At 39.3% G+C, this 23,447-nt stretch carries 15 protein-coding genes; 12 read left to right on the forward strand and 3 right to left on the reverse strand.

Features of this window, described 5'->3' with window-relative positions; all coding sequences use genetic code 11:
• Window positions 1–426 precede the first annotated feature (426 nt).
• Genes U2718_RS20105 through U2718_RS20115 form a run of 3 tightly spaced genes read left to right on the forward strand, consistent with a single transcriptional unit; the run spans window position 427 to window position 2,332 of the window.
• A complete protein-coding gene (locus U2718_RS20105; protein WP_016872933.1) occupies window positions 427–1,089 on the forward strand; it encodes a DUF488 family protein in 663 nt (220 codons plus the stop codon).
• Window positions 1,073–1,519 (forward strand): DUF488 family protein, encoded by a 447-nt coding sequence (locus tag U2718_RS20110; RefSeq protein ID WP_016872934.1) that lies wholly within the window; start codon window positions 1,073–1,075, stop codon window positions 1,517–1,519. Before U2718_RS20105 ends, U2718_RS20110 begins: the two co-directional genes overlap by 17 nt.
• Window positions 1,520–1,525: 6 nt before the next feature.
• Window positions 1,526–2,332 (forward strand): dual OB domain-containing protein, encoded by an 807-nt coding sequence (locus U2718_RS20115; protein WP_342002192.1) that lies wholly within the window; start codon window positions 1,526–1,528, stop codon window positions 2,330–2,332.
• Window positions 2,333–2,572: 240 nt separating this feature from the next.
• Here U2718_RS20115 and U2718_RS20120 read toward each other — a convergent pair whose 3' ends face one another.
• Together U2718_RS20120 and U2718_RS20125 are read right to left on the reverse strand one after the other, a co-directional pair.
• The gene (locus U2718_RS20120) at window positions 2,573–5,113 is read right to left on the reverse strand and encodes a penicillin acylase family protein (RefSeq protein ID WP_342002190.1); all 2,541 of its coding nucleotides are present in this window, start codon (window positions 5,111–5,113) and stop codon (window positions 2,573–2,575) included.
• A gap of 77 nt (window positions 5,114–5,190) precedes the next feature.
• Entirely contained in the window at window positions 5,191–6,984 is a 1,794-nt protein-coding gene (locus tag U2718_RS20125; RefSeq protein ID WP_342002188.1) for an ABC transporter ATP-binding protein, read from the reverse strand.
• A 789-nt stretch (window positions 6,985–7,773) separates the two neighbouring features.
• On the opposite strand from U2718_RS20125, the gene U2718_RS20130 reads away from it, so the two are divergent.
• Both U2718_RS20130 and U2718_RS20135 read left to right on the forward strand, forming a co-directional pair.
• Entirely contained in the window at window positions 7,774–9,084 is a 1,311-nt protein-coding gene (locus U2718_RS20130; RefSeq protein ID WP_342002186.1) for an MFS transporter, read from the forward strand.
• A 104-nt stretch (window positions 9,085–9,188) separates the two neighbouring features.
• Window positions 9,189–10,220: a sucrase ferredoxin gene (locus tag U2718_RS20135; protein ID WP_342002184.1), complete on the forward strand. Its 1,032-nt coding sequence runs from the start codon at window positions 9,189–9,191 to the stop codon at window positions 10,218–10,220.
• A 27-nt stretch (window positions 10,221–10,247) separates the two neighbouring features.
• Here U2718_RS20135 and U2718_RS20140 read toward each other — a convergent pair whose 3' ends face one another.
• Complete coding sequence (locus U2718_RS20140) at window positions 10,248–12,935, reverse strand: TonB-dependent receptor (RefSeq protein WP_342002182.1); 2,688 nt, start codon at window positions 12,933–12,935, stop codon at window positions 10,248–10,250.
• 685 nt (window positions 12,936–13,620) lie between these two features.
• Between U2718_RS20140 and U2718_RS20145 the strand changes: the two genes are divergently transcribed.
• The 7 genes from U2718_RS20145 to U2718_RS20175 all read left to right on the forward strand — a co-directional run bounded on the left by U2718_RS20145 (window position 13,621) and on the right by U2718_RS20175 (window position 23,422).
• A complete protein-coding gene (locus U2718_RS20145) occupies window positions 13,621–13,869 on the forward strand; it encodes an acyl carrier protein (protein WP_342002180.1) in 249 nt (82 codons plus the stop codon).
• 108 nt (window positions 13,870–13,977) lie between these two features.
• On the forward strand, window positions 13,978–15,540 hold the full coding sequence (locus tag U2718_RS20150) for a benzoate-CoA ligase family protein (protein ID WP_342002178.1): 1,563 nt from the start codon (window positions 13,978–13,980) through the stop codon (window positions 15,538–15,540).
• A 23-nt stretch (window positions 15,541–15,563) separates the two neighbouring features.
• Complete coding sequence (locus U2718_RS20155; protein WP_342002175.1) at window positions 15,564–16,436, forward strand: anthranilate synthase component I family protein; 873 nt, start codon at window positions 15,564–15,566, stop codon at window positions 16,434–16,436.
• A gap of 125 nt (window positions 16,437–16,561) precedes the next feature.
• Window positions 16,562–18,169: an MBL fold metallo-hydrolase gene (locus tag U2718_RS20160; RefSeq protein WP_342002172.1), complete on the forward strand. Its 1,608-nt coding sequence runs from the start codon at window positions 16,562–16,564 to the stop codon at window positions 18,167–18,169.
• Window positions 18,170–18,262: 93 nt separating this feature from the next.
• Window positions 18,263–19,357, forward strand: coding sequence for a condensation domain-containing protein (locus tag U2718_RS20165; protein ID WP_342002170.1), 1,095 nt, complete (start codon window positions 18,263–18,265; stop codon window positions 19,355–19,357).
• Window positions 19,332–20,918: a non-ribosomal peptide synthetase gene (locus tag U2718_RS20170; protein WP_342002169.1), complete on the forward strand. Its 1,587-nt coding sequence runs from the start codon at window positions 19,332–19,334 to the stop codon at window positions 20,916–20,918. The genes U2718_RS20165 and U2718_RS20170 overlap by 26 nt, the downstream gene beginning before the upstream one ends.
• Window positions 20,919–20,932: 14 nt before the next feature.
• Complete coding sequence (locus U2718_RS20175) at window positions 20,933–23,422, forward strand: type I polyketide synthase (protein WP_342002167.1); 2,490 nt, start codon at window positions 20,933–20,935, stop codon at window positions 23,420–23,422.
• Window positions 23,423–23,447: the final 25 nt, after the last annotated feature.

The raw sequence follows: 23,447 nt of genomic DNA on the forward strand, positions 1-23,447 counted from the left end.
TGTGGCGTACCCTCGTTACCAGGTTCAACCTGGTAACAAGAACTAGAGCCTCTGGCTCTCTCGAATGGTGCAATATATCATACCTGTAGAATAGAAGCGATCGCATTTCATGTGGAAGGGTTACGAGAAGAGGGTTTGCCTATTCCTGAAGCCACAACCTTATGTGAGTATGTTGAGGCTGGATAATCATTGAAACGAACCCATTTCAACTAATCAAATAATGATTTCATACTCAAGCTTAAGCCGATGTATTAGTTAAAAACAGCCTCACTTTAAATTAACCGTATATTGCAAGCCAAAAATTTGATGCTAGATACAAACAGAGCGATCGCTTACCAGTTATCACTCAAAATATATACCCAAAAATAATGATGGCATCAAATAGATAGTAATGCCATAATTGCAGCAACCAAACCACTTTTTCATATGGAACTTTTTACAATTGGACATTCCAATCACAGTATTGAAGAATTCATAACACTACTGCAAAATTACAAAGTAACAGCCTTGGCTGATGTGCGATCGCATCCCTACAGCCGCTATTTACCTCACTTTAATTATGCAGAACTCAAGCCAACTTTAATCAATGCAGATATTCACTACGTATTTTTAGGACGTGAACTGGGAGCAAGACCAAACGATCTGAGTTACTATGTTGATGGCAAAGCGGTGTTTGAAAAAATAGCATCTTCCCAACAATTTGCAGAGGGTATTCAGCGAATATTAAATGGAGCAGAAAATCACAGAATTGCTCTCATGTGTGCTGAACAAGATCCGATTACTTGCCATCGCTCAATTCTAATCTGTCAGCACCTGCGCCAATTTCCCTTAGACATTAAACACATTCTGAAAAATGGAGATTTAGAATCACATTCTTTACTTGAAGAAAGACTTTTAGCATTACATGGGCTTCAGCTACCAGAAATTCCTAAACAAGTTCAATTATCTTTGTTCGATGATGTATTAATTTCTGAAGAAATAAAGAGTCATTATTCCAGAGAAAAATCTTTGCAAGAAGCTTACAAGCGCCAAGGTGAGCAGATTGCTTATACAGAAAAAACGGAGAATACAAATGCATCAATCAATTAGTTTATTTACAATTGGCTTTACTCAAAAAACCGCTCAAAAATTCTTTGATACTCTAGTTAATGCTGGAGTTAAGCGAGTTATTGATACACGACTAAATAATGTTTCTCAGTTAGCCGGTTTTACCAAACGTGCAGATTTAGAATATTTCTTACTCAAAATTGGCAACATTGAATATACTCATATTCTAGACATGGCACCAACGAAGGATATTTTAGATGCCTATAAAAAAAATAACGGCGATTGGGAAATCTATGAAAATAAGTTTTTGCAATTAATGAAAGAACGCCAACTGGAAAATAAAGTTTCACCTGAGCTTTTAGATGGTAGCTGTTTGCTCTGTAGTGAAGCTAAACCACACCATTGCCATCGTCGCCTAGTGGCTGAATATTTGCGTGACAAATGGGGAAATATAACCATATGTCACCTTTAATAATTTATGGTTCAAATCATCTGTTTAGCTAATTCTAAAAAATATGGCGATCGCTGCATTGCTGGCATTGAAAACTCTACAGGTAAATGGATTCGCCCCGTCACTAATCTAGAACACGGACAAGTTCCCAAAGAAATGTGTTTGGTGGATAATGAAGAGCCAAGATTGTTAGACATTTTAGAAATTCCACTTCTCGATACCTGTCCTGGCTATGAATACGAAAATCGCCTAATTGTGCATGGTAAATGGCAGCGTGTGGGGCAAGCTTCCATTGCTGATATACTTCAGTACTGCGAAGGAGAAATTCTTCACAGCCAATGGCAAACCTCTGTTCCTATTTCCTTTTTAGAATCACTGCTTGAGCACCAAAGACGTACATTGCAACTGATGAGAACAACTAAATTTCAGGTTGATTACTGTGAAGGCACAAGAAAGTGGGAAGCTTCTATACTTACAGCCAACGCACAAACAATCAGAGCTAAAATCACAGATTTAGCTTTGATTGATAAACTCAACCAAGGTACAACAATAGGAAATGAATGTTTAGTTACTATTAGTTTAGGACAGCCTTGGCGGAAAACAGACTTAGATGAATTTGCTTGTTGGAAACTGATTGCAGGCGTGATTGAATTATCTAAATCAGACTTGATTTGGATGGAAATGCAACGACTGGGTTGGAGTCTAGCACAAGGGCGCTCCTACTTACACGAAACCTACAACAAGCGATCGCGTCAGGAATTGACTAGCACTGAAATTACTGAGTTTTTGAATTACCTCAAATCCCTTCCTACTCCTTCAAACATAACAGTCTAGTTGCGATCGTCTCCCTTTTTAAACGAGCGATCGCATTGTTGTCTTTACAGGTGGTGTAAAGTGAACATTGAGCGTTGCTGAATTGAGGTATGAAATTTAAAAACCAGGCATTTAAAACTCTTACTCTCTGCGACTCTGCGTGACGCCAGTTGCTACAACGCGGGGAACCCGCGCAACGCACTGGCTCCTCTGCGTGAGACACATTCATACTTTAAATCAGCAACGCCGAACATTGAGCAACTATTTCGGAACTAGCTTGAGTGTAGCTGTAGTCTTTGCTGCAATACTCTTGTTCTCCCACAACATGGGATGATATTCAATTTTGCTCCAAGGAGTAATCATATCAGTGTAGTGCTTGTGGAAAGCGTGCCCTGACTGCCCAGGAGCGTGAATGGCTAATGAGTTGTCCAAATTTGCCATATCTACTATCATCCGCATCGAAGGAATATCAGTCACCTGAAAAGAAGATTTATTTGCTCTCCAGCGGTTAGCATTGACAGTTTCCCCATTGCCTGCCGTGGTAAAAGAACCACGATTAAACAAAGCCTCAATCGGTGCCACCCCAGATTTGCCCAAAGTAGCATTAACAAAAGTGATAGTATGCAGCTTACCCCAGTTCCAGTTTTTAAAGTTTTTCCCTTGAATTTGTTCTAGCTCTGCCACTGCTTCTGTGAAAGCTTGCCGCAGAATGTAGTCGCGATTTTCAATGGCAGGAGTTTTGCTGTTATCCCACCAGTTACTATTAGGCTGCTTCACTAAATTTTCCACCACAGCATACCAGCGATCGCCTCCATCAGGAAAGTACTTTTGAGGTAGTTGATCGTGGAAAGTATCGGCTAGCAAATGTTTCCAGAAAGTCTCAAATAAAGCCGCAGCAGGCGATGTCATTCCTAACTGCAAATCCCAATCTTGTAACAATTTTTGAGCTGCTTGCAGTTGGGGAGTATTGAAAGAGATAGCTTGCAGCAACGGTACTAACGTCTGAGCATTCAAATTGCGATTGTCACCTTGCATCTGCTGTATGTCGTTGACAGATAAAGGCTGAGTTTGCTGTTCAATCATCTCCACAATGCGTTTTGCCCGGTAGCCATAAACCCAGTCTTTAGTAATCACGTAAGGATATTCACTAGCTACTGAATTGTTTGCGGTAGCAATGTAACCTTGAGGCGGATTGAAACTTTGCGGTAAATTCTCAAAATCAATGTAGCCTTGCCAATCATATTTATCTGTCCAACCAGGAACAGGATAGCGTCCATCTCCCTGAGCGCGTATAGGGTATTTACCTGGCATCTGGTAGCCAATATTGCCTTCTACATCAGCATAAACTAGATTTTGAGCAGGAACATCAAAATTGCTAGCGGCAGTGCGAAACTCCTGCCAATTTTGAGCGCGATTCAGTTGGGCAATTGCATAGGCAAGTCTGGATGGTTCTAGAGCTGTCCACCGCAAAGCAACGACATAGTTTTGTGGTAGATTGGAGTACTGAGTTGAATTAAATTGTTTCAAATTAGGTGCAACATCCGAAAGAATCGGCCCATGCCTGGTATAGCGCACCGTTTGTACAATCGGCTCACTACCTGCAACTTGAATTGTTTGTTTCACAAGTTGCATATCCACCCATTTACCATTCACCTCATACTGATTGGGGTTGTTTGGGTTGACTTTTTCGATGTACAAATCCATGACATCAGATTGAACATTCGTGACACCCCAAGCAATGCGATCATTATGACCGATAATTACCCCTAGCATTCCCGCGAAGGAGAAGCCAGTCACGTCATAAGGACACTCTTTACTTTTGGGTGTACAGTGCAAACCAACCTCATACCAAATAGAGGGCATTTGCGCAGCTAGGTGAGGATCGTTTGCCAATATAGGTTTGCCTGTAGTCGTGCGCTTCCCAGATATAACCCAACTATTCGAGCCAATTCCTACTCCTGTTGAGCCGATTAGTTTCTCTAAAGCCAACATTGGTTTGCTAATTGGCTCTAAAGCTTTTGTCACAACATCTACAGAATAGTGGCTAGTGATTTCCAACTTTTGTTGGGCTTGTTTCTGTGCTCCTCTTTCATGTCTAAATCCAGGCAAAATCGTTGGCAGATTTTCAGGGTAAGGCGGAAAAAGTTCTTCTACCTGAGCAGGAGTGAGGGTTTTAAGCAAGATAGCGCGTTCTATTTCGCGATCCAAATTTCTACCCAAATCGTAAGCCATTACTTTACCCCAAGTTAGGGAGTGTAGCGGTTGCCAAGGTTCCGGTTTATACCCAGGATTGAGAAGCTTGAGGACTGCGTATTCTAAACTTAAGGCGCTGCCTTGACGCTGTTTGAGATAGGCATTGACACCATCAGCATAAGCTTGCAGATTCGCTTTCATCTCTGCATCCATTTGCTGGATTTCTTGTTGTACCACCCTTGCCCAACCCATAGTCCGCAGATATCTATCAGTCTCAACCTGGGAAGAACCAAACATTTCTGCCAACCGCCCAGAACCGATGTGTCGCCAAAAGTCCATTTGCCAAAAGCGGTCTTGAGCGTGTATGTAGCCCTGTGCTAAGAATAGATCGTAGGAATTGGTAGCGAAAATGTGGGGTATTCCCCATCGATCGCGCCGAACTGTAACTTCTGCTTTAATTCTAGGTAGTTGAATTGTGCCACTTTCTCTAGGAAAAGATTGACGGATAGTATAGGTGGCAAATCCCGCGAGCGAAAGCCACAAAACTAACAGTAAAATCACGATGATTTTTAGTTTTTTAGGCAACCAAAGTTTACCAAAGCTTTTCATGTCAGCCTACTGTGGCATAAAAATTACGGCTATTATACTGCTCATACCAATTTTGGGTTTTAGTAAAAAAGTAAGCATTAATGAACCCCGGTTTGCACGCGCCAGAATCCTGCATAGATGCCATCAAGCGCTAGTAATTCCTCATGCGTACCTTGCTCAACAATTTGACCATGATCCATCACACATATGCAATGACTGTTGCGAATCGTGGAAAGACGGTGAGCGATCGCAATCGTAGTTCTATTCACAGTAATCTTGTCTAAAGAGCGCTGAATTGCTGCTTCTGTCTCGTTATCCACCGCAGATGTCGCCTCATCTAAAATCAAAATCGGTGGATCTTTCACAATTGCTCTGGCTATAGCAATACGTTGGCGTTGTCCCCCAGATAACTTTTGTCCTCGTTCCCCGACTATTGTTTCATAACCTTGAGGAAGCCGCATAATAAAATCATGTGCTTCAGCTATTTTTGCAGCATTGGCGATCGCTTCATCTGTAGCATCAAAAGTACCGTAGGCAATATTTTCTGCCACTGTACCATGAAATAAAAATACATCTTGACTCACTAAACCAATGCTACGACGTAAATCAGATAAATTCAATTTTTGAATATCAATTCCATCAATAGTAATTACACCATTAGAAGTATCATAAAAACGCAGTAATAATTTAACTAATGTGCTTTTACCCGAACCAGTTGAACCAACAATAGCAATAGTTTTTCCGGCAGGAATATGCAAAGATAAATTCTTAATTATTGTTTCACGATTTTGATAGGCAAAAGTAACATTTTTAAATTCAACTTCACCCCGTACTTTTTCAACAAATAAAGGTATATCTCCTGTCGTAATTTGGATGGGAGTATCTAACAAATCCATAACGCGCTTCGTAGAAGCCATTGCTCGTTGATATCTATCAAAAGTTTCTCCTAAAAATACCAACGGCCACAATAACCTTTGTACTAAAACCAATAAAACACTATAATTACCTATAGATATTCTTCCTGCATATGCTGCCATCCCTCCCAAAAATAATAAAGCCGTGAATCCGACTAAAACCAACATTCTAATTACGGGGATAAAAGCGGCAGAAAGTTTAATTGCTTTGGCGTTACTTTTTTTATAAGCCTCACTTTCATTTGCTAATCTTGCACTCTCATAATTTTCAGCAGTATAACTTTTAATTGTACTAATTCCACTGATATTATTTGCTAAACGAGAGTTCAGAAAACTGACTTTTTCTCTGACATCAGCATAACGAGGTTCGAGACGTCTTTGATATACCAGAGAACCCCAGAGAATAAATGGCATTGGCAACATTGCTGCTATGGTGATGCTAGGAGGTAAAATAAAGAGCGCACCACCAATTAAAATTATGAATGAAGTAGTAACTTGAATAATTTCATTTGCTCCCCCATTTAAAAAATCTTCCAGTTGGTTGATATCATCACTCAAAATAGACATCAAGCCACCTGTACTACTGTCTTCAAAATAAGCTGACTCTAAATGTTGTAAATGATTGTAGGCATCTAGGCGTAAATTATGTTGGATATTTTGGGCTAAATTCCGCCAAAGCCTGTCATAGGCATACTGAGAAAGCGATTCAAATATCCAAACAATAACAGTGATTAGTGAAAGTAAAACAAATTGCCATAATACATCTCTAATTCCTAATTTACCTATGAAGGAATTTTGTTGCTGTACTAATATATCTACAGCAACACCGATTAACCAAGGTGGTGCTAAATCTAAGATTGTATTAATAATAGAATAGGTTGAGGCCTGATAAATTTGTGAGCGATAATTTTGTCCGTAGTTAAGTAAGCGTTGAAGGGGAGAACGTTTATTTGTTGTTTGATATGGTTTTGATGTCATTATAATAACTAGAAATTTTAGTCTTCTGTTTTACCTAGCCATTGAAATTGCAGTTACCAAAATACGTAAATTCTACTATTTTTTGGTATGTAAGTCTATCCAAAAACGGCAAAATATTATCCTAATTAGGTAATTATGAGTGAATTAGCGGTATATATACAAAAAATGTATCAGTTTGGCTGATTTACTCTAGTGCTTAGAATCACTTCAAAGTTAAGATAATGAAAAAGCGCGATCACTTTTGACAGAATTTTTGACTATAGCGCTGATGATTTGAAGTCAGTTGCTCAGTCATGTATGCGCCATCTCCGTGTCATCTAATTTTTTGTCATCTACCGAAAGTAATAAATAATTTAGTATCAGGTTAACTGATAGATCCCCAGATATTAATAACAATCCTGATAAATTAGGTTATTGCTAATGCCACTAATTTTGTTATAGTAATTAGGGTTAAATAAAAATAACTCTCAATAAATTTCACTAACTAACTCCAATAACTCGCTAACATTAGCGTTTTACAACATCAGAGCTATCAGCAGTTGGTTTAACTTATCATCACCGTAACTAGCTACTGATAATCTTGCAGAGGTAATAGAAAACACCTAGCAAGAAACTTCTACATATCAAAATATCTTAGCTTGTCTGCAATATACCTCTGATTCCACAGGCACCCCTAAGGGTGTAGTGATTATTCCCAGCCTAACAGAGTTAAAAGGAAAAATGAAGATTAGAGTAACTTCTGCCTACCAAAATTATTTGATCCAAGTACCCTAGCGCTCTGTTTTAGTAATGAGTACCAACAACCTCAAGAAATTCACTTTAATCGGCAGCTTATACATATCACAGTATATGCCCGCATTTTTTCTCTCTCAATCTCTGCCTATTTTACTACGTCAGCAGGGTCTTTCTTTAGAGGTTATTGGCTTGCTTCCTATTCTGAGTCTTCCAATGGCGCTGAAATTTCTTTGGGCACCTGTGATTGACCGTTATAGTTTTACTCGTTGGGGACATTATCGATTCTGGATTATCTGCTTTCAATTTTTGATTGTGGGAATTACAGTAATTTGTGCTTTTTTAGATCTCCAAAAAAATTTAACTATCTTGCTTATATGTATGGGTGTATTATTTTTCGCTGGAGCTAGTCAAGACATTGCCACAGATGCTCTGGCGATTAGTCTACTAGAACCGCAAGAGCGAGGTTTAGGTAATGCTATACAAGGTTTAGGTAATGCTTTGGGAGGTATTCTTGCTGGCGGAGGATTGCTAATTCTGCTGAATAGGTGGGGATGGAGAAATGTTCTGCTGATAATAGCGCTAACTGTGATGATAGCAATAATTCCAATATTATTACATCAAGAAAAAATACAGCAAACAAGGTATGTAAAACAGGATAAAGCAGTAAATACCACAGATGAACAAGCTACAAGTCGCAATCAAAAACTATCAGCCAAATTAGGAAATATTCTTTTAATTCCTATTTCTTACTTCAAAACATTTATCAACTTCTGTAATCTTCCTGGAATGTGGTATTGGTTGCTGTTTTTATTACTGTATATAGCAGGCAATGCTATGGCACCGATCATGTTTCGTCCTCTGTTAGTAGATATTGGCTTGTCGTTAGAAGAAATCGGGTGGTTGCTGGGAATTGTGAGTGTATGTATTACAATGATTGGCGGTTTGTTAGCAGGTGTTTTAATTAATTCGTTAGGTCGAAAACGTGCTCTTTTGTTGTTTGGTTCATTCTGGGTTGTTGCCAGAGCTGCTTTTCTACTTCCGGCGTTTAATATAGCTAGTTTACCTATTCTTTATTTTGTCATAACGGTTACTAGTATTACTAGTGGAATGATAGCAATTACTACATCCACAATCATGATGGATAAAAGCCGGAAAGAAACAGCTGGCTCTGATTATACTTTTCAAAATTCAATAGCTTACTTTGGTGGTACTATAGCTGCTGCTATTGGTGGTCTACTGGCTACAGTGATTGGATTCAAGGGAGTTTTTACAGTTAGTATGGCGATCGCACTTGTCAGTGTTATTTTAGCAACAAAATTATCTCTTGCCACTGATTTTCAAAGTCTCAAGAAAATATCTGCGTAAACACTTTAACAATTACCACACAAATTTTTTCTTAGTATAAATCATAAATAACTGGCTGTATTCATCTCACAAATTCTTAATATTATATTGAGATAATAATCAATATGCAAACTCAAAATACTCTACAAATTTCTCTAACAGATTGTCGTTTTTGCTCGCTAGTTTCAAAAGCCAACTCAGAAGACCAAATTGGAACAGCAGTCACTTGCGATCGCTGGGTAATTATGGAATTTAGGCAACCTTGGACGTTAGAATCTTTTCAACAAAACCCAATACTTAAGGCACTAATGACTGGATTCCAACAAGTAGTTTTACAGCATGGAATCAATCTTAGACCAATGTTAATTGCCCCTGACCGCGAGTATTCTGTCCCAAATTTTACTCGTGTATTATATTACTATCGTCCTGCCAAAATGTTTGCCAAATTTGAGAAACAAGAATATCTTGTTCCAGAGGGAGAAACAATAGATTTAATTACAGCAATCCTAAATCACTCAGTCAACCAACCCAACGATTTACCAAGGTTTCAGCAATATCAGCAACAAACTAACCATATTCGTGAAATCTTGGTTTGTACTCATGCACAAATTGACCTTGCTTGCGGTCGTTTTGGCACACCTTTGTATCGACGATTACGCAAAGAATATGCTCCAGTCGCCAACGGAAAATTAAGAGTATGGCAAACCAGTCACTTTGGAGGTCATCAGTTTGCTCCAACTCTAGCTGACTTTCCTCAAGGACGGTTATGGGGACATTTAGAACCACAAGTGCTGGATTTACTGATTCAGCAAAATGGTTCTCACTCTGACTTGCGCCAGTACTACCGAGGATGGTCGGGTTTGACCAAATTTGAGCAAATAGCTGAACGCGAAATCTGGATGCAGTTGGGATGGTCTTGGTTTGATTACTTAAAAGCTGGAGAAATAGTTGCACAAGAACAAGTTGATGACAAGCATGAAGCTAATTGGGCTGAAGTGCGCATTCATTTCGCAGCTACCGATGGTAGTACATCTGGTATCTATGAAGCTAGAATAGAAGCTATAGGTGAGGTCATGAGTGCATTAAACTCAGGCAAGCCAATGCAACTAAAGCCTGTCAAACAGTATCATGTTAGCCATCTAGTCAAGATTCAGTAATTGTTTGAACTGTTTGCTAATTTGCAATTAAAACTGCACTGAAATTGAGCCAAGGACAGTCAAAGGCGCACCAGGTTCAATACCACTGGTTCTACTACCAGAATTGGAAGCGCCAAAATATTCGACATCGAAAAGGTTCTTGACGTTGATAGCAAATCGGTAGTTTTCTTGTTGATAAAAAACAGCAGCATTAGTCAGAAAGTAACTACCTAATTTGAAAGTGTTTGCTAAATCGCCTTCGCGATCGCTAACGTAGTTAAATCCAATCCCAAAGCCTAATCCCTCCAAACTACCTTTTTGGATAGTATAGGTTGTCCATAAACTGGCGTTGTGTTGAGGAACGTTAAACAGTCTATTACCAATCAGATTGCGATTCGTATCTTCTGTCACTTTAGCATCAGTATAAGCGTAAGCCGCAATGATATTCCATCCAGGTAAGATTTGTCCTACTACATCAATTTCAATACCCCGACTGCGTTCTTCACCACTAGCAATCGAAAAGTTAGGAAAGTTGGGATCGGGCTTGGCAACATTCTGTTTGGTAATATCGAAATACGCCAAAGTAGCAGAGAGCTTACCTTCAAATAGTTCAGCTTTTGCACCCACTTCATATCCTTCTCCCCTTTCGGGTTCAAGAGTACTACCAGTAACTGCGGTACCGGAATTGGGAGTGAAAGATTGTGAGTAGCTGGCGTAGAGAGAAAGTTCTTGAATCGGTTGATAAACAATTCCCAAACGTGGAGTAACAGCATTATCGCTTTGGGTTGTTTCAGAACTACGGGGGTTAACAGTTGTTGGATTGTTTATTGTTTTTTGTTCTACATTGTCGTAGCGCAAACCTGCCAGTAGTTTTAAATTGTCAAAAAGTGAAATCTGATCTTGTAGATAGATACCCAGTCTGTCTGATTCTTGTGTAAAATTAACTAGCACTGGTAAGTTGGCTAGATTAGGTCTAGGAGTAGCTCTGTAAACAGGATTAAAAATATTTAGAGGCGAAGAAAACCCAGGAGCAAACTGTCCAAAGAAATCTTGATTTTGGCGATTTATGTCAACTCCCAATAAAAGTTTATGCTTGATTGAACCTGTAGCAAACTCCCCTACAATATTAGTTTGTAAAGTATAAGTTTGAATATTTATGTCGCGTGTATTGAAGGAACGTTGAAGAATGCCAGTAGACTGATTAAATGGGCCTGGAAAATAAAAATCCGCCAGATAATCTTGATTGAAATATCGAAATGCGTTGTTGATTTTCCAATTGTCGCTGAAACGATGCTCTAGAGTGTAGCCAACATTGAAAAGACTCTGTTCACTTTTATCGTCTGGTTCGTTAGTGATGCGATCGCGAGGAACATTGATAACACCATTGCCAATGGCTACCAAACCCGCATCAAACGGTCTTCGGTCTTCGGTATACTCCAATCCGACTGTTAGATCGGTGCGATCGCTAATTTTCCAGGTTAAAGTTGGCGCTACAAATAATCGTTCGTTGGGCTGAGTATAGCCCCGAAACCCGTCATCTCGTCTATACAATGCATTCAGCCGAGCAAGTAGGTTGCGATCATCGGTTAAGGATTCAGAAATATCAATGCGAGGTGCAAAGAAACCATCGCTTCCTACCTGAACTTCTGCTGCATAAAAAGGGTCAGGTAGAGGCTTTTTATTCACCACATTAATCAATCCGCCCGGTTCAATATCACCATATAAAATAGAAGCTGGCCCTTTAAGGACTTCGATGGTTTCAATATTTGCTGTTTCTGGAATCACTTGGAAAGCGCCATATTGTCTGAAACCATCTCGCAAAAACGGCGCACTGTCAAAGCCACGAACAGTAAATTCAGTAAAAACTCCAAAAGTATTATCTGAGGTTACACCACTCACGTTCCGAAGTGCTTCATCTAGTTGGGTGGTTTGTTGTTCTTCAATAATCTGTCGAGGAACTACCTGAATTGATGCCGGAATATCACGTAGTGGTGTATCAGTTCTAGTTGCACTTGTGGCATTAGGTACAAAATAACCATCTTGCTCACCCGTGACTAGCAATTCAATTGGTTCATCATCCTGCGCTGATGTTTCTTCCTGTTGGGTTTCACTCTCCAGCTGGCTTGGTTGAGATTGTGGTGAAGGCGTAGAAGCGACTGCACTCGCAACACTAAAAATCAAACCCTCATCTGGACTGTCAAACAACTCAACAATTGGTGCATCTGCTTCACCCGTCACTGTTACTCGGATAGTACTAGCATCAAAGTTAGTAACCGTGATTTCGGTAATGCCTGCAATTGGTTTTTCAGAGCGGAATGTGAATGTCTCGCCACTAGGCAAACGCAGTTGAGTATTGAGAATATCAACAATAAAGCTATTACCAGTACTGCGATTTGTGATTTGCAACTCTTCCCCTTTGGATGTCTGTAAAATCAACTCCATGCCTTTGTCAGTAGAGTTGGCTTTGACTCCCGTCACTTGCACAACACTCCCCTTCAGCCCCCCAAGGGGGGAAGCAGGGGGGTTAGTTGGTGACTGTACAAGTACTTGTGTGCTAGTGAGAGGAAGGTCTCTAATTAAACTAGAATTGCGTAGCATCTTAGTAAGTGCAGATTTGCCTTGTAGCTGTTGATTGGGTATTACCTGAGACATTGCTAGATTTGTCATGCACAGCCAGAAACAAGCCGTCACTGACCCAACTTTCAACAACTGCTTTAATATCATTTGCTGTCCCATACCCTAAGTACTCTTGATAATGTAGTTATATACAATACAAATTTGATACAGATAATTACTACAATTTGCTAATATAATTAACCTCTTATTTGAGAATAATATTACATTAAAGTCATAGTTAACTGCAAATAATTATCATATATAGACTTTGCAATAATCTAACCTAACTCTCACGGAGCAGCCGCCAGCTGATTTTAATAGTCATAAGAATCGACTTCCCAAAGGTCAAAGAAATAGACTATATATAATCCTTAAGTTGAAACGTAGAATATTTAGCATCTATCATAAGATATATTCTTAACTGAGATAGTTACCCTCACTGCAAACAATTTTTTTGATAAGAATTGTCTATAGCTATATAGTTACAAATAAAATAAAATTCCACTAGACTAAGCAAAGTGTTGGAAATTAGTTGCAATAAGTAAACAACAAAAATTTTAGCCTGGTGGCTAGCGATCGCATAGTATTTCTCACAAAGCAGCATTGAACTATACCCCAGACTTTTCCCAATCACGTTCTACTGGAATATTGTTTAGACAAGGTTGATTTTGAGAAGTAATAAAATTTTGGGCTAAAACCCTCACAAGAGTAGAAAACAGGGAACTATTTGAATGCAGTCTTGACTGCTAGACCTATAAAGTATTTGCCCCATTTAAAAAATAGTGACATTAAGGAATTTTACTGCATGGATACTCTCAACATAATGAATACTCTCAAGGCAATATTGATTGATTTGGGGGTTGCGGAAGAGTTACTTCATGAAAGCACTTACCTGCAAAGCAATTTGCAGATTGATTCTATGGAAATAGTAGAAATTGCCTTGGGATTAAAACGTAAACTGGGAGTCAATCTCAAGCTCCAATCTCGACATGACATCACACTGAGTGAACTCTGTAATTTAGTTGCAGCTTCGATGGCTGCTAACACCAGGTAAAAGAGCAGTTATGTCTTCAACTACTTAGCGACATTTAATAAATGGTATTGCGATCGCTAAATTAAGTTCTAGTTTGAGCAACGAATAAGATAAAGGAAATCTAATAAGATGAATAGCATTTCTGAACAGTTGCCTCAAGTCTTTAATGTCGCAGCTCACTTTATAGAGAGCAACCTCAAACAACGGCGTAGTGAAAAAATAGCCTTTTATTATCAAGATCTGATATGCACTTATGCACAAGTTAGTAGCTTTGTGCAGCGTACTGCTAGGTTACTTTCTAGCCTTCATCTAGAGCGGGAAAATCGCATAGCTATCTTGCTACCAGACAGTCCAGAGTTTGTGTTTGCCTTCTGGGGTGCCATCTGGTTGGGTGCTGTGCCAGTTCCGATTAACACAGCCAGTAGTATAGATGATATCCGATATGTTCTACAGGATTCTCGTGCCAAGATTTTACTCACAACTAAACAATGGCAGCAGAAACTAACACCAATTCCATCTCAGTTTTTGCGTCATCTACTGCTGATGGATGGAGAAAACTCATTCATGTCCTTACTGACTGAACAAGATGAACTTCTGCCATGTGCAGATACCTCTCCTTACGAACCAGCTTTTTGGCTCTACACTTCCGGTAGCACAGGTCGTCCCAAGGGTGTAATTCACCTCCATCAGAGTATGGTGGTATGTGCAGAATATTATGGCAAAGCAACCCTTGGCTTAAATTCAGACGACATTATCTATTCAGTCGCTAAGATGCCTTTTGCCTATGGCTTAGGGAACACCCTTTATATGCCAATGGCAGTTGGTGCAAGTGCAGTGCTGTCGGATGCTAGCAATGCTTTTGATATCATTAGTGACATTCACCATTATCGACCCACAGTACTATTTGGCATACCCAGCGTCTATGCTTCTGTGTTAGTGGTAAAAGAAATCTGCGTTTTAGACGTTTCCTCTTTGCGTTTGTGTGTATCAGCAGCAGAACAATTACCTAAGAGTATTTGGCAACAATGGTTTGAAATTTACAACCACAAAATTTGTGAAGGGATAGGAACTACAGAGTTTTTACACATTTTTCTCTCCAATAGTGTAGAAGATTCCAAACCTGGAAGTTCTGGTCGTCCGATCGCTGGATATGATGTCCAAGTAGTAGATGAAAATGGCTCTCCCTGTCTGCCTGGAGAAATTGGCAACCTGCAAGTACAGGGAGAAAGTTTAATGCTGGGGTACTGGAATCGGCTTCCGGAGACAAGGAAGGTAATTTATGGCAATTCCATGCGCACTGGAGATAAATATTTGCAAGATCAAGAAGGCTATTTCTGGTTTATGGGACGCAATGATGACCTGTTCAAAGTCAACGGTCAGTGGATATCGCCTATGGAAATTGAAGATGTCTTACATCAACATCCACAGGTGTTAGAGGTAGCGATAACACAAGAGTTTATTGATAGCCAACATTTATCTCAGATTGTTGCTTATGTCAGTCTCAAACCAGGACAAGAGCCATCTTCAGAACTAAAAGATAGTATTTGTAAATTTGCCAAACAACAATTACCCCACTTTAAAGCTCCCAAAATAATTCGCTTTGTCCCCAACTTACCTCGTACCTCTACAGGTAAAATCCATCGCCAGTTACTAGCTAAAGCACAAAATTTCACTGTCCAAACAATTCACTAATAAATTATCCAAAGGTCAAATTGATGAGTACAAAATTAAAGACAGAAATCAAATATCATGAAACATTTATACCAGGTAAAAAAGATGCGATCGCTGTTTTGCAGAATCTTATTCAAGCTGGTATTTTTACGAGCATTCAAAGAGGTGAGTTGCACAAAGCAATTATTTCTCGCTCAGTTAAATTAGTTGGTAATTTGGATGTTTTAGGAACTTATGTAGTGGGAGCTAGAGTTAATAATTCAGCACGTTCTTACTGTCTCAATGTCGGAGATGTTAGTGCAGTTGGCTTTAGTCCTGAAATTCTTATGCAAGTTAGTGAAAATGGGTTTGTGATTACAAACCCCCTAGCAGCAACTCGACCTCGTGGAGAAAGTTTGGCAGAAGATATTCGCTTAAGCGGTGAACTATTTACAGATGCGAAAGAAGTAAAAGAACACTCTCTATCGATTTGGTTAGCACAAAATGAAATTACTTCACTGTGTTTACCAGAAACCATTAGAGTTTTTGATTTTATGGAAGTTAAAAAATATCGGTGTGTGCAACATTTATCATCTCGTGTCGGCGGTCAACTCAAGCCAGACAATACTTTGTGGGATGCTCTCAAGGTATTGTTTCCAGGGATTACTGTCTCTGGAATTAATAAAGAAAAAGCCCTAAATTGGATTGATCTTTTAGAAGACGAACCAAGAGGAATTTACGCTGGTGGAATCGGTTGGATAAATTGTCATGGAGCAGCAGATTTAGCAATCGCTATTCGTTCAGTTTACCAATATGGTGGCTCAATCTACTTAAATGCTGGGGCTGGCATCGTCGCCGAATCAGTTCCAGAAAAAGAGTATATCGAATCTGTCAACAAAATGAATACTATGTTGACTAACATTGTGTTGCAATCTTAACCAAGATTTTTCAGCGGTAAACTAGCAACAGCAATAGAGTGATAGAGTTGAAATTGAATGCATCTACTTATCTATCACTCTTTTCCAAATAATATTCAGATTCTTGAATAAGAGAAGTTCAAATTATGTCGAGCAATAAACTTTATCTGAAACAAAATGTAGTTGCAGAACCTTTATTTAATCAGTGGTATGCCTGGTCATATTTAATATCACCAGCAACTGCTGCCATGTATACAACGAATTCACATTTAAAAATCATGCATTCGTTTATATCAGCGCCCCATGTCCATATAACAGCGCTCAAAAATCCTAAAATGATTGGCGGCGCATTTATAAATTATGATGCTAGTAGAGTCGATGACATTAAAAACCTGCTGGACAAAATCACAAAATTTCAATCCCATCTTATAGATTTTGCCGCAGCCATAAAAGAACTTGAACTCATACTAAGAAGTGATGCAAAGGGATATTCTCTAGAAGCTATATATCAAAAAGTACCAGATATTTTAAAAGGTTATGTTGAGCTTGTTTATGATTTAAACAATCAACCTTCTATTCGCTTTATAGAAGGATTGCTTTATAAAAGCAAATACTACAACACCTCAGCACAAAGCATAGCACTATCATTAATAAATCAAGATGGTGGTCGTTCTTTTGCTTTTAGTACTCCCATTTTGAAAGCTGATAAATGTTTGCATTTAAACATACCATTTAACTCTAAAATCATAGATGAATTATTTAAAATAAAAAATATTCCTCAACCTGTAGAATACATTCAAGAACTTTTAGGAGTTCCAAAAAAAGAACAGGATAAACTTACATCACTTTTTACGGAAAAGTCACCTTCTCATTATGTTCAATATCATCAAGATGTTGTAAGAATTCGTTATTTTGGTCATGCTTGTATTTTAATTGAATATAAAAACAATAGTATTTTATGTGACCCTATTATTAACTATAAATATGATAATGCTCGTGAAAATTTAGTTCCTCGTTATACATACGAAGATTTACCAGAACGTATTGATTATGTATTAATTACTCATAATCACCAAGACCACTGTATGCTCGAAACTTTGTTACAATTGCGGCACAAAATTATTAACTTAATTGTACCTAAAAATAATGGTGGAGGATTAGCCGATCCTTCTTTAAAATTAATGCTGCAAAATATAGGATTTCATCAAGTGCAAGAAATTGATGAAATGGAAACCATTTCTATTGAAGATGGTATAATTATGGGATTACCCTTTTTAGGTGAACACGCCGATTTAAATATTAGATCTAAAATAGCTTATCTAGTTAACTTACAATCTAATTCAATATTATTAGCTGCTGACTCAAACAATATTGAGACAAAGTTATACAAGCATATTTATGATTATTTGGGCGAAATTAAAGTCATATTTGTAGGTATGGAATGTGATGGTGGCCCCTTAAGTTGGCTATATGGGCCATTATTAACTCAGCCTTTAAATAGAAAGTTAGATCAGTCCAGAAGATTAGATGGTTCAGACGCTAACAAAGTTATCGATTTAGTTAGTATATTTAATCCTCAATCTGTTTATGTATATGCGATGGGACAAGAACCTTGGTTAACGTTTCTTACTTCTATTCAATATACTCAACAATCTCGCCCAATTGTTGAAGCTCAGAAGTTAATTGAGGAATGTAAGCAGCGAGGAATTACAGCAGAATTATTATTTGGTCACAAGGAGATTTTTTTGAAATAGCTCTGGAGATTGTCACGATAATTTTATATATAATGCGAACCGATTTAATTTAAAGGTAAAACTCTTGAATAACAGTAGTGGTTTGTATTTATTATGGACATTAACAATACAACAAAAGTATTTTGGCAGCAGATGCTCAAGGATTTCACTGCACCAACTTCATTAGGAGTAGGGCAGATTTCTAGTAGTTCGTTTGCAGGGAAAAAGCAGTATGCTGATGAGCAATTGACTATATCTGCAACCATAACAGCAGAACTACAATCTTTTGTAAGTCAGTATCAGATAAATGTGGATACTATCTTGCAAGGTGTTTGGGCTTTGCTGTTGAGTTACTACAGTGGTGATGAAAAAGTGCTGTTTGGAACTGCATTTTCTGGTCGAAATTCAGAACTTCCAAACACTGAATCTGTAGTGAATTTTTTGACAAATATTTTACCAATAGCAGTATTAATAAAACCTGAGGAAACAGTTTTATCTTGGTTACAAGAACTGCAAACCGAGTTAGCTAATCTACGTCAACACAATTACATCTCACTAGCACAACTCCAAAAATTAAGTAATTTACCAAGTGGAGTACTGCTGTTTGAAAGCTGCGTTGTTTTAGAAGATACTTTATTTGCAAATTTCTTACCAGCGCAAAACGTTCAGACTTGGGAGCCAATTAACTTCCCAGTTACAGTCAAAGCAAAGTTAAATCCTGAATTAATACTACAAATTAACTACGATCGCTCCCAGTTTGATCGCATTTCTATTATCCGAATGCTAGAACATCTGCAAACCTTACTAATAGGTGTAGTGACACAACCAGAGCAGAAACTATCCGCATTGCCATTGTTAACCGATTCAGAACAGCAACAGATACTAGTCGAGTGGAACAATACAAACGCAAAATATCCCCAGGATCAATGCTTTCATCAGCTATTTGCAGCCCAAGTAGAGCGATCGCCCAACGCCACTGCATTAATTTTTGCAGAAAAACTGCTCACCTATCGAGAGTTGAACGCCAAAGCCAACCAATTAGCGCACTATCTACAAGCACTAGGTGTTGGGGCAGAAATACCGGTAGTTGTTTGCGTAGAACGCTCATTAGAGATGATTGTGGGATTACTAGGTATTTTGAAAGCTGGTGGTGTTTATGTACCAATAGATCCGACTTATCCATTTGAACGACTGTCTTTTGTACTATGAAGATGTCCAGCCACCAGTAATTTTGACTCAGGAGCATTTGTTAGAGAATTTACCCTCACACTGGGCGCAAGTAGTTTGTCTAGACTCCGATTGGGAAGCGATCGCCCACTCAAGCACAGAAAACCCCGATAGTAGAGTTACAGCCAATAATCTAGCTTATATTATCCATACATCAGGCTCAACAGGTACTCCCAAAGGCGTGCTGCTCGAACACCAAGGGTTGTGTAACCTAGTGCAAGCCCAAATTGACATTTTCGATGTCCAAGGCGATAGCTGCATTCTCCAATTTGCTTCTTCAAGCTTTGATGCCTCTATTTGGGAAATAGTCATGGCTCTTGGTTCTGGAGCCAAACTTTGTTTAGGAACATCAATTTCCTTATTGCCAGGCCCAGATTTCATCAAACTGTTGCGTGAGCAAGCAATTACACATATTACGCTCCCACCTTCAGTCTTAGCCACCTTACCCAACGAAGAATTACCAGACTTGCAAGTAGTAATCGTCGCCGGAGAAGCTTGTACCCAAGACTTGGTAGCAAAATGGGCTATAGATAAAAAGTTCTTCAATGCCTACGGGCCGACAGAATCAACTGTTTGTGCCACAGTAGTGGAATGTCAGCTTAATAATAATGGTCAACCTCCGATAGGTCGAGCGATCGCTAACACGCAAACTTACATTCTCGACCGTCATCTACGACCGTTACCCATCGGAGTCATCGGTGAATTGTATATCGGTGGTATTGGACTGGCGCGGGGTTACTTGAATCGCCCGGATTTGACAGCAGAAAGATTCATTCCCAACCCATTTAGTCAGCAACCGAAAGCAAGGTTATACAAAACAGGAGACTTGGCTCGCTATGGTAGCGATGGCATGATTGAATACGTGGGGCGGATAGACTTCCAAGTCAAGATTCGGGGTTTTCGGATTGAATTAGGGGAAATTGAGGCAGTTCTTAGCCAGCACCCTAAATTACAGCAAACTGCAGTCATAGCCCGTGAAGACACACCTGATGAAAAGCAAATAGTGGCTTATGTTGTTCCTATCCCTGCTTCAGTACCGACAACCAGCGAGTTACGTAATTTTCTCAAAGAAAGATTCCCTGGTTACATGATGCCTTCTGCTTTCGTCATTTTAGATAGCTTACCATTGACACCAAACGGTAAAATTAACCGCCAAGTGCTACCTCCACCAGATATTTTGTGTCCAGAATTAGCAGATAGTTATGTAATGCCACAAACTGAGCTAGAACGCACCATCGCTACCATTTGGCAACAGACACTCAACATTGAGAAAGTAGGCATTCACGATAACTTCTTTGACATCGGTGGAGATTCCCTACTTATGCTGAAAGTTCATAGCCAATTGAGTCAAACATTTCCCAAAGAATTATCAATGCTGGACTTGTTAAAATACACAACTATTAATTCCCTAGCACAATATCTGCATCAGTCAGAGGATGCAGCGATGGAGCGCAAAATTGATCGTCGTCCGGAAAAACTGACATCTGGTAAAGCCAAGCTCAAACAACGTTTGCAAAAAAATGCACTTCAGTCTGAGATGTAAAATCCGATCGCATTATGAATAACTCTTCTACAGCACTTGAGGCACAAAATGGATTAGAGATAGCAATTGTGGGAATGTCTGGTCGTTTTCCTGGCGCTCGCAATATAGACGAGTTTTGGCACAACCTCAAGAATGGTGTCGAATCGATTTCGGTTTTCACTGATGATCAATTGTTATCTAGAGGAATAGATCCCGCTAGCTTAAAAAATCCTGATTATGTCAAAGCCGGAGCAGTTCTAGAAGACGCAGAATTATTTGACGCAGCATTTTTCGGCTTTAGTCCTCAACAAGCAACAATTACCGATCCCCAATTACGAGTCATTCTAGAATGTGCATGGCAAGCGCTAGAAGATGCTGGCTACGATTCCCATCAATATCAAGGTGCGATCGCAGTTTATGCTGGTGCTAATCTTAGTAGTTACTTGGTCAAGCTATTATCCAATCCCCAGTTCAGAGGCTCGATTGATGAATCGCAAGTTTTGATGAGCAATGACAAAGACTTCTTGAGTACATGGGTATCTTACAAATTAGACCTGGAGGGGCCAAGTTGTACAGTCCAGGCTGCTTGCTCAACCTCTTTAGTGGCGGTTCATTTAGCTTGCCTAGACTTACTCAGTGGTAACTGTGATTTGGCGTTAGCTGGAGGTGTCTCCATAGATTTACCGCAGAAAACGGGCTATTTCTACCGAAAATCGGCGATTTTATCTCCTGATGGACACTGCCGCGCTTTTGATGCCAATGCCCAAGGAACAGTTTACGGCAGTGGTGTGGGTATTGTGGTTTTAAAGCGATTAGAAGATGCGCTTGCAGATGGTGACAACATCTATGCTGCGATTAAAGCTTCAGCAATCAATAACGATGGCGCGGCAAAAGCTAGCTACAGCGCACCCCGCGTAGATACTCAGGCAAAAGTCATTAAAAATGCCCATTTTCTGGCTGAAATTCTTCCTGATTCTATTACATATATAGAAGCCCATGGCACGGGAACTTTACTAGGGGATATGATTGAAATCAGTGCTATGCATCAAGCCTTTCGTAGCAGTACGGAAAAAACAGGCTTCTGTGCGATTGGCTCTGTCAAGACAAATATAGGACATCTCAAAATAGCAGGGGGTATTGCAGCCTTCATCAAGACTGTCTTAGCTCTCAAACACAAGTTAATTCCACCCAGCCTGCACTTTCAACAAGCAAATCCCCAGATTGATTTTGCTCAAACTCCCTTCTATGTCAACACCCAGTTGTCAGAATGGCAGACAAATTTTATCCCTCGCCGTGCTGGAGTGAGTTCCTTTGGCATTGGTGGTACTAATGCTCATGTAATTCTAGAAGAGATCCCGGACGATCGAAGACACGATCCCGCCTTTGAGCGATCGCATCCTTGGTATCTATTGCTGCTCTCTGCTAAAACCAATTCCGCACTGCAAACTGCGACAAAAAATCTAGTCAATCATCTCAAACAACATCCAGATTTACATCTCGCTGACGTAGCCTATACTCTGCAAATTGGTCGGCGGTCTTTTGAGCATCGCAGAATGCTAGTCTGTCAAGATATTGAGACAGCAATATCAGCCTTAGAGTCTCCAGATTCAAGCCCCGTTGTCACTTCCTATCAAGAACCTTGCAATCATTCTATAGTGTTGGTTTTTCCTGGTGAAGACAACCAGTATCTGAAAATTGGTAAGGAACTGTACATTACAGAACCCCTATTTCAAGAGCATATCGATCGCTGTTGCGAACAACTCCAGCCGCACTTGAAGTTAGACTTACGTCACATTCTATATCCAAATGCTGAACATCTAGAGATAGCTCAACAGCAACAGCAACAAACAGAAATAACACAACCAGCACTATTTGTAGTTTTATCTGCTCTAGCTAAATTGTGGAGAGCTTGGGGAGTAAGCATTGAAGCCATGATTGGTAGCGATATAGGAGAGTATGTAGCTGCTTACTTAGCCGAAGTATTTACCCTAGAAGATGCTCTAGCATTAGTAACTTTACGAGGAAGACTCATGCAACAATTTAGGGCAGAAAGTAAAAAAAGCCATCAACAGTTCACCAAATACATTCAACAAGTCAAACTCAAGCCGCCTCGGATTCCCTTGATTTCGGCTAGCACAGGTACTTGGATTGCAGAAACTGAAGTTACAAATCCGACTTATTGGGTTCAACAAATGCAATACAAATCAATATCCTTGTCCCCAGAAATGCAAAAATTAATGCAAGAGCCAAAGCGGATTTTTTTAGAAATTGGTACTGGCAAAATATTAAATAGCTGGTTGCAGCAACAAGAACAAATACAATCATTATTATTAACCTCAATACCTGATGCTCAAACAGCCCAATCAGAAACTGCTTTCTTGCTCAACACCTTGGGAAAACTCTGGTTAAGAGACGTACAAATAGATTGGAATAGCTATTATTATCACGAAAAACGTCATCGGCTTTCTTTACCAACTTATCCTTTTGATCGCCAATATTACTCAATTGATAGTCTGGATAAATAATTGGTATTGCATATTTTTCGGATAA

Source organism: Chlorogloeopsis sp. ULAP02 (assembly GCF_038404745.2).
In the GTDB taxonomy this organism is placed as follows: Bacteria; Cyanobacteriota; Cyanobacteriia; order Cyanobacteriales; family Nostocaceae; genus Chlorogloeopsis.

Coding starts and splice junctions, on each gene's coding strand:
- U2718_RS20105 (WP_016872933.1), top strand. CDS start 427: ATGGAACTTTTTACAATTGGACATTCCAATCACAGTATTGAAGAATTC.
- U2718_RS20135 (WP_342002184.1), top strand. CDS start 9,189: ATGCAAACTCAAAATACTCTACAAATTTCTCTAACAGATTGTCGTTTT.
- U2718_RS20110 (WP_016872934.1), top strand. CDS start 1,073: ATGCATCAATCAATTAGTTTATTTACAATTGGCTTTACTCAAAAAACC.
- U2718_RS20120 (WP_342002190.1), bottom strand. CDS start 5,113: ATGAAAAGCTTTGGTAAACTTTGGTTGCCTAAAAAACTAAAAATCATC.
- U2718_RS20160 (WP_342002172.1), top strand. CDS start 16,562: ATGTCGAGCAATAAACTTTATCTGAAACAAAATGTAGTTGCAGAACCT.
- U2718_RS20140 (WP_342002182.1), bottom strand. CDS start 12,935: ATGGGACAGCAAATGATATTAAAGCAGTTGTTGAAAGTTGGGTCAGTG.
- U2718_RS20155 (WP_342002175.1), top strand. CDS start 15,564: ATGAGTACAAAATTAAAGACAGAAATCAAATATCATGAAACATTTATA.
- U2718_RS20115 (WP_342002192.1), top strand. CDS start 1,526: ATGGTTCAAATCATCTGTTTAGCTAATTCTAAAAAATATGGCGATCGC.
- U2718_RS20125 (WP_342002188.1), bottom strand. CDS start 6,984: ATGACATCAAAACCATATCAAACAACAAATAAACGTTCTCCCCTTCAA.
- U2718_RS20165 (WP_342002170.1), top strand. CDS start 18,263: ATGGACATTAACAATACAACAAAAGTATTTTGGCAGCAGATGCTCAAG.
- U2718_RS20145 (WP_342002180.1), top strand. CDS start 13,621: ATGGATACTCTCAACATAATGAATACTCTCAAGGCAATATTGATTGAT.
- U2718_RS20150 (WP_342002178.1), top strand. CDS start 13,978: ATGAATAGCATTTCTGAACAGTTGCCTCAAGTCTTTAATGTCGCAGCT.
- U2718_RS20130 (WP_342002186.1), top strand. CDS start 7,774: ATGAGTACCAACAACCTCAAGAAATTCACTTTAATCGGCAGCTTATAC.
- U2718_RS20175 (WP_342002167.1), top strand. CDS start 20,933: ATGAATAACTCTTCTACAGCACTTGAGGCACAAAATGGATTAGAGATA.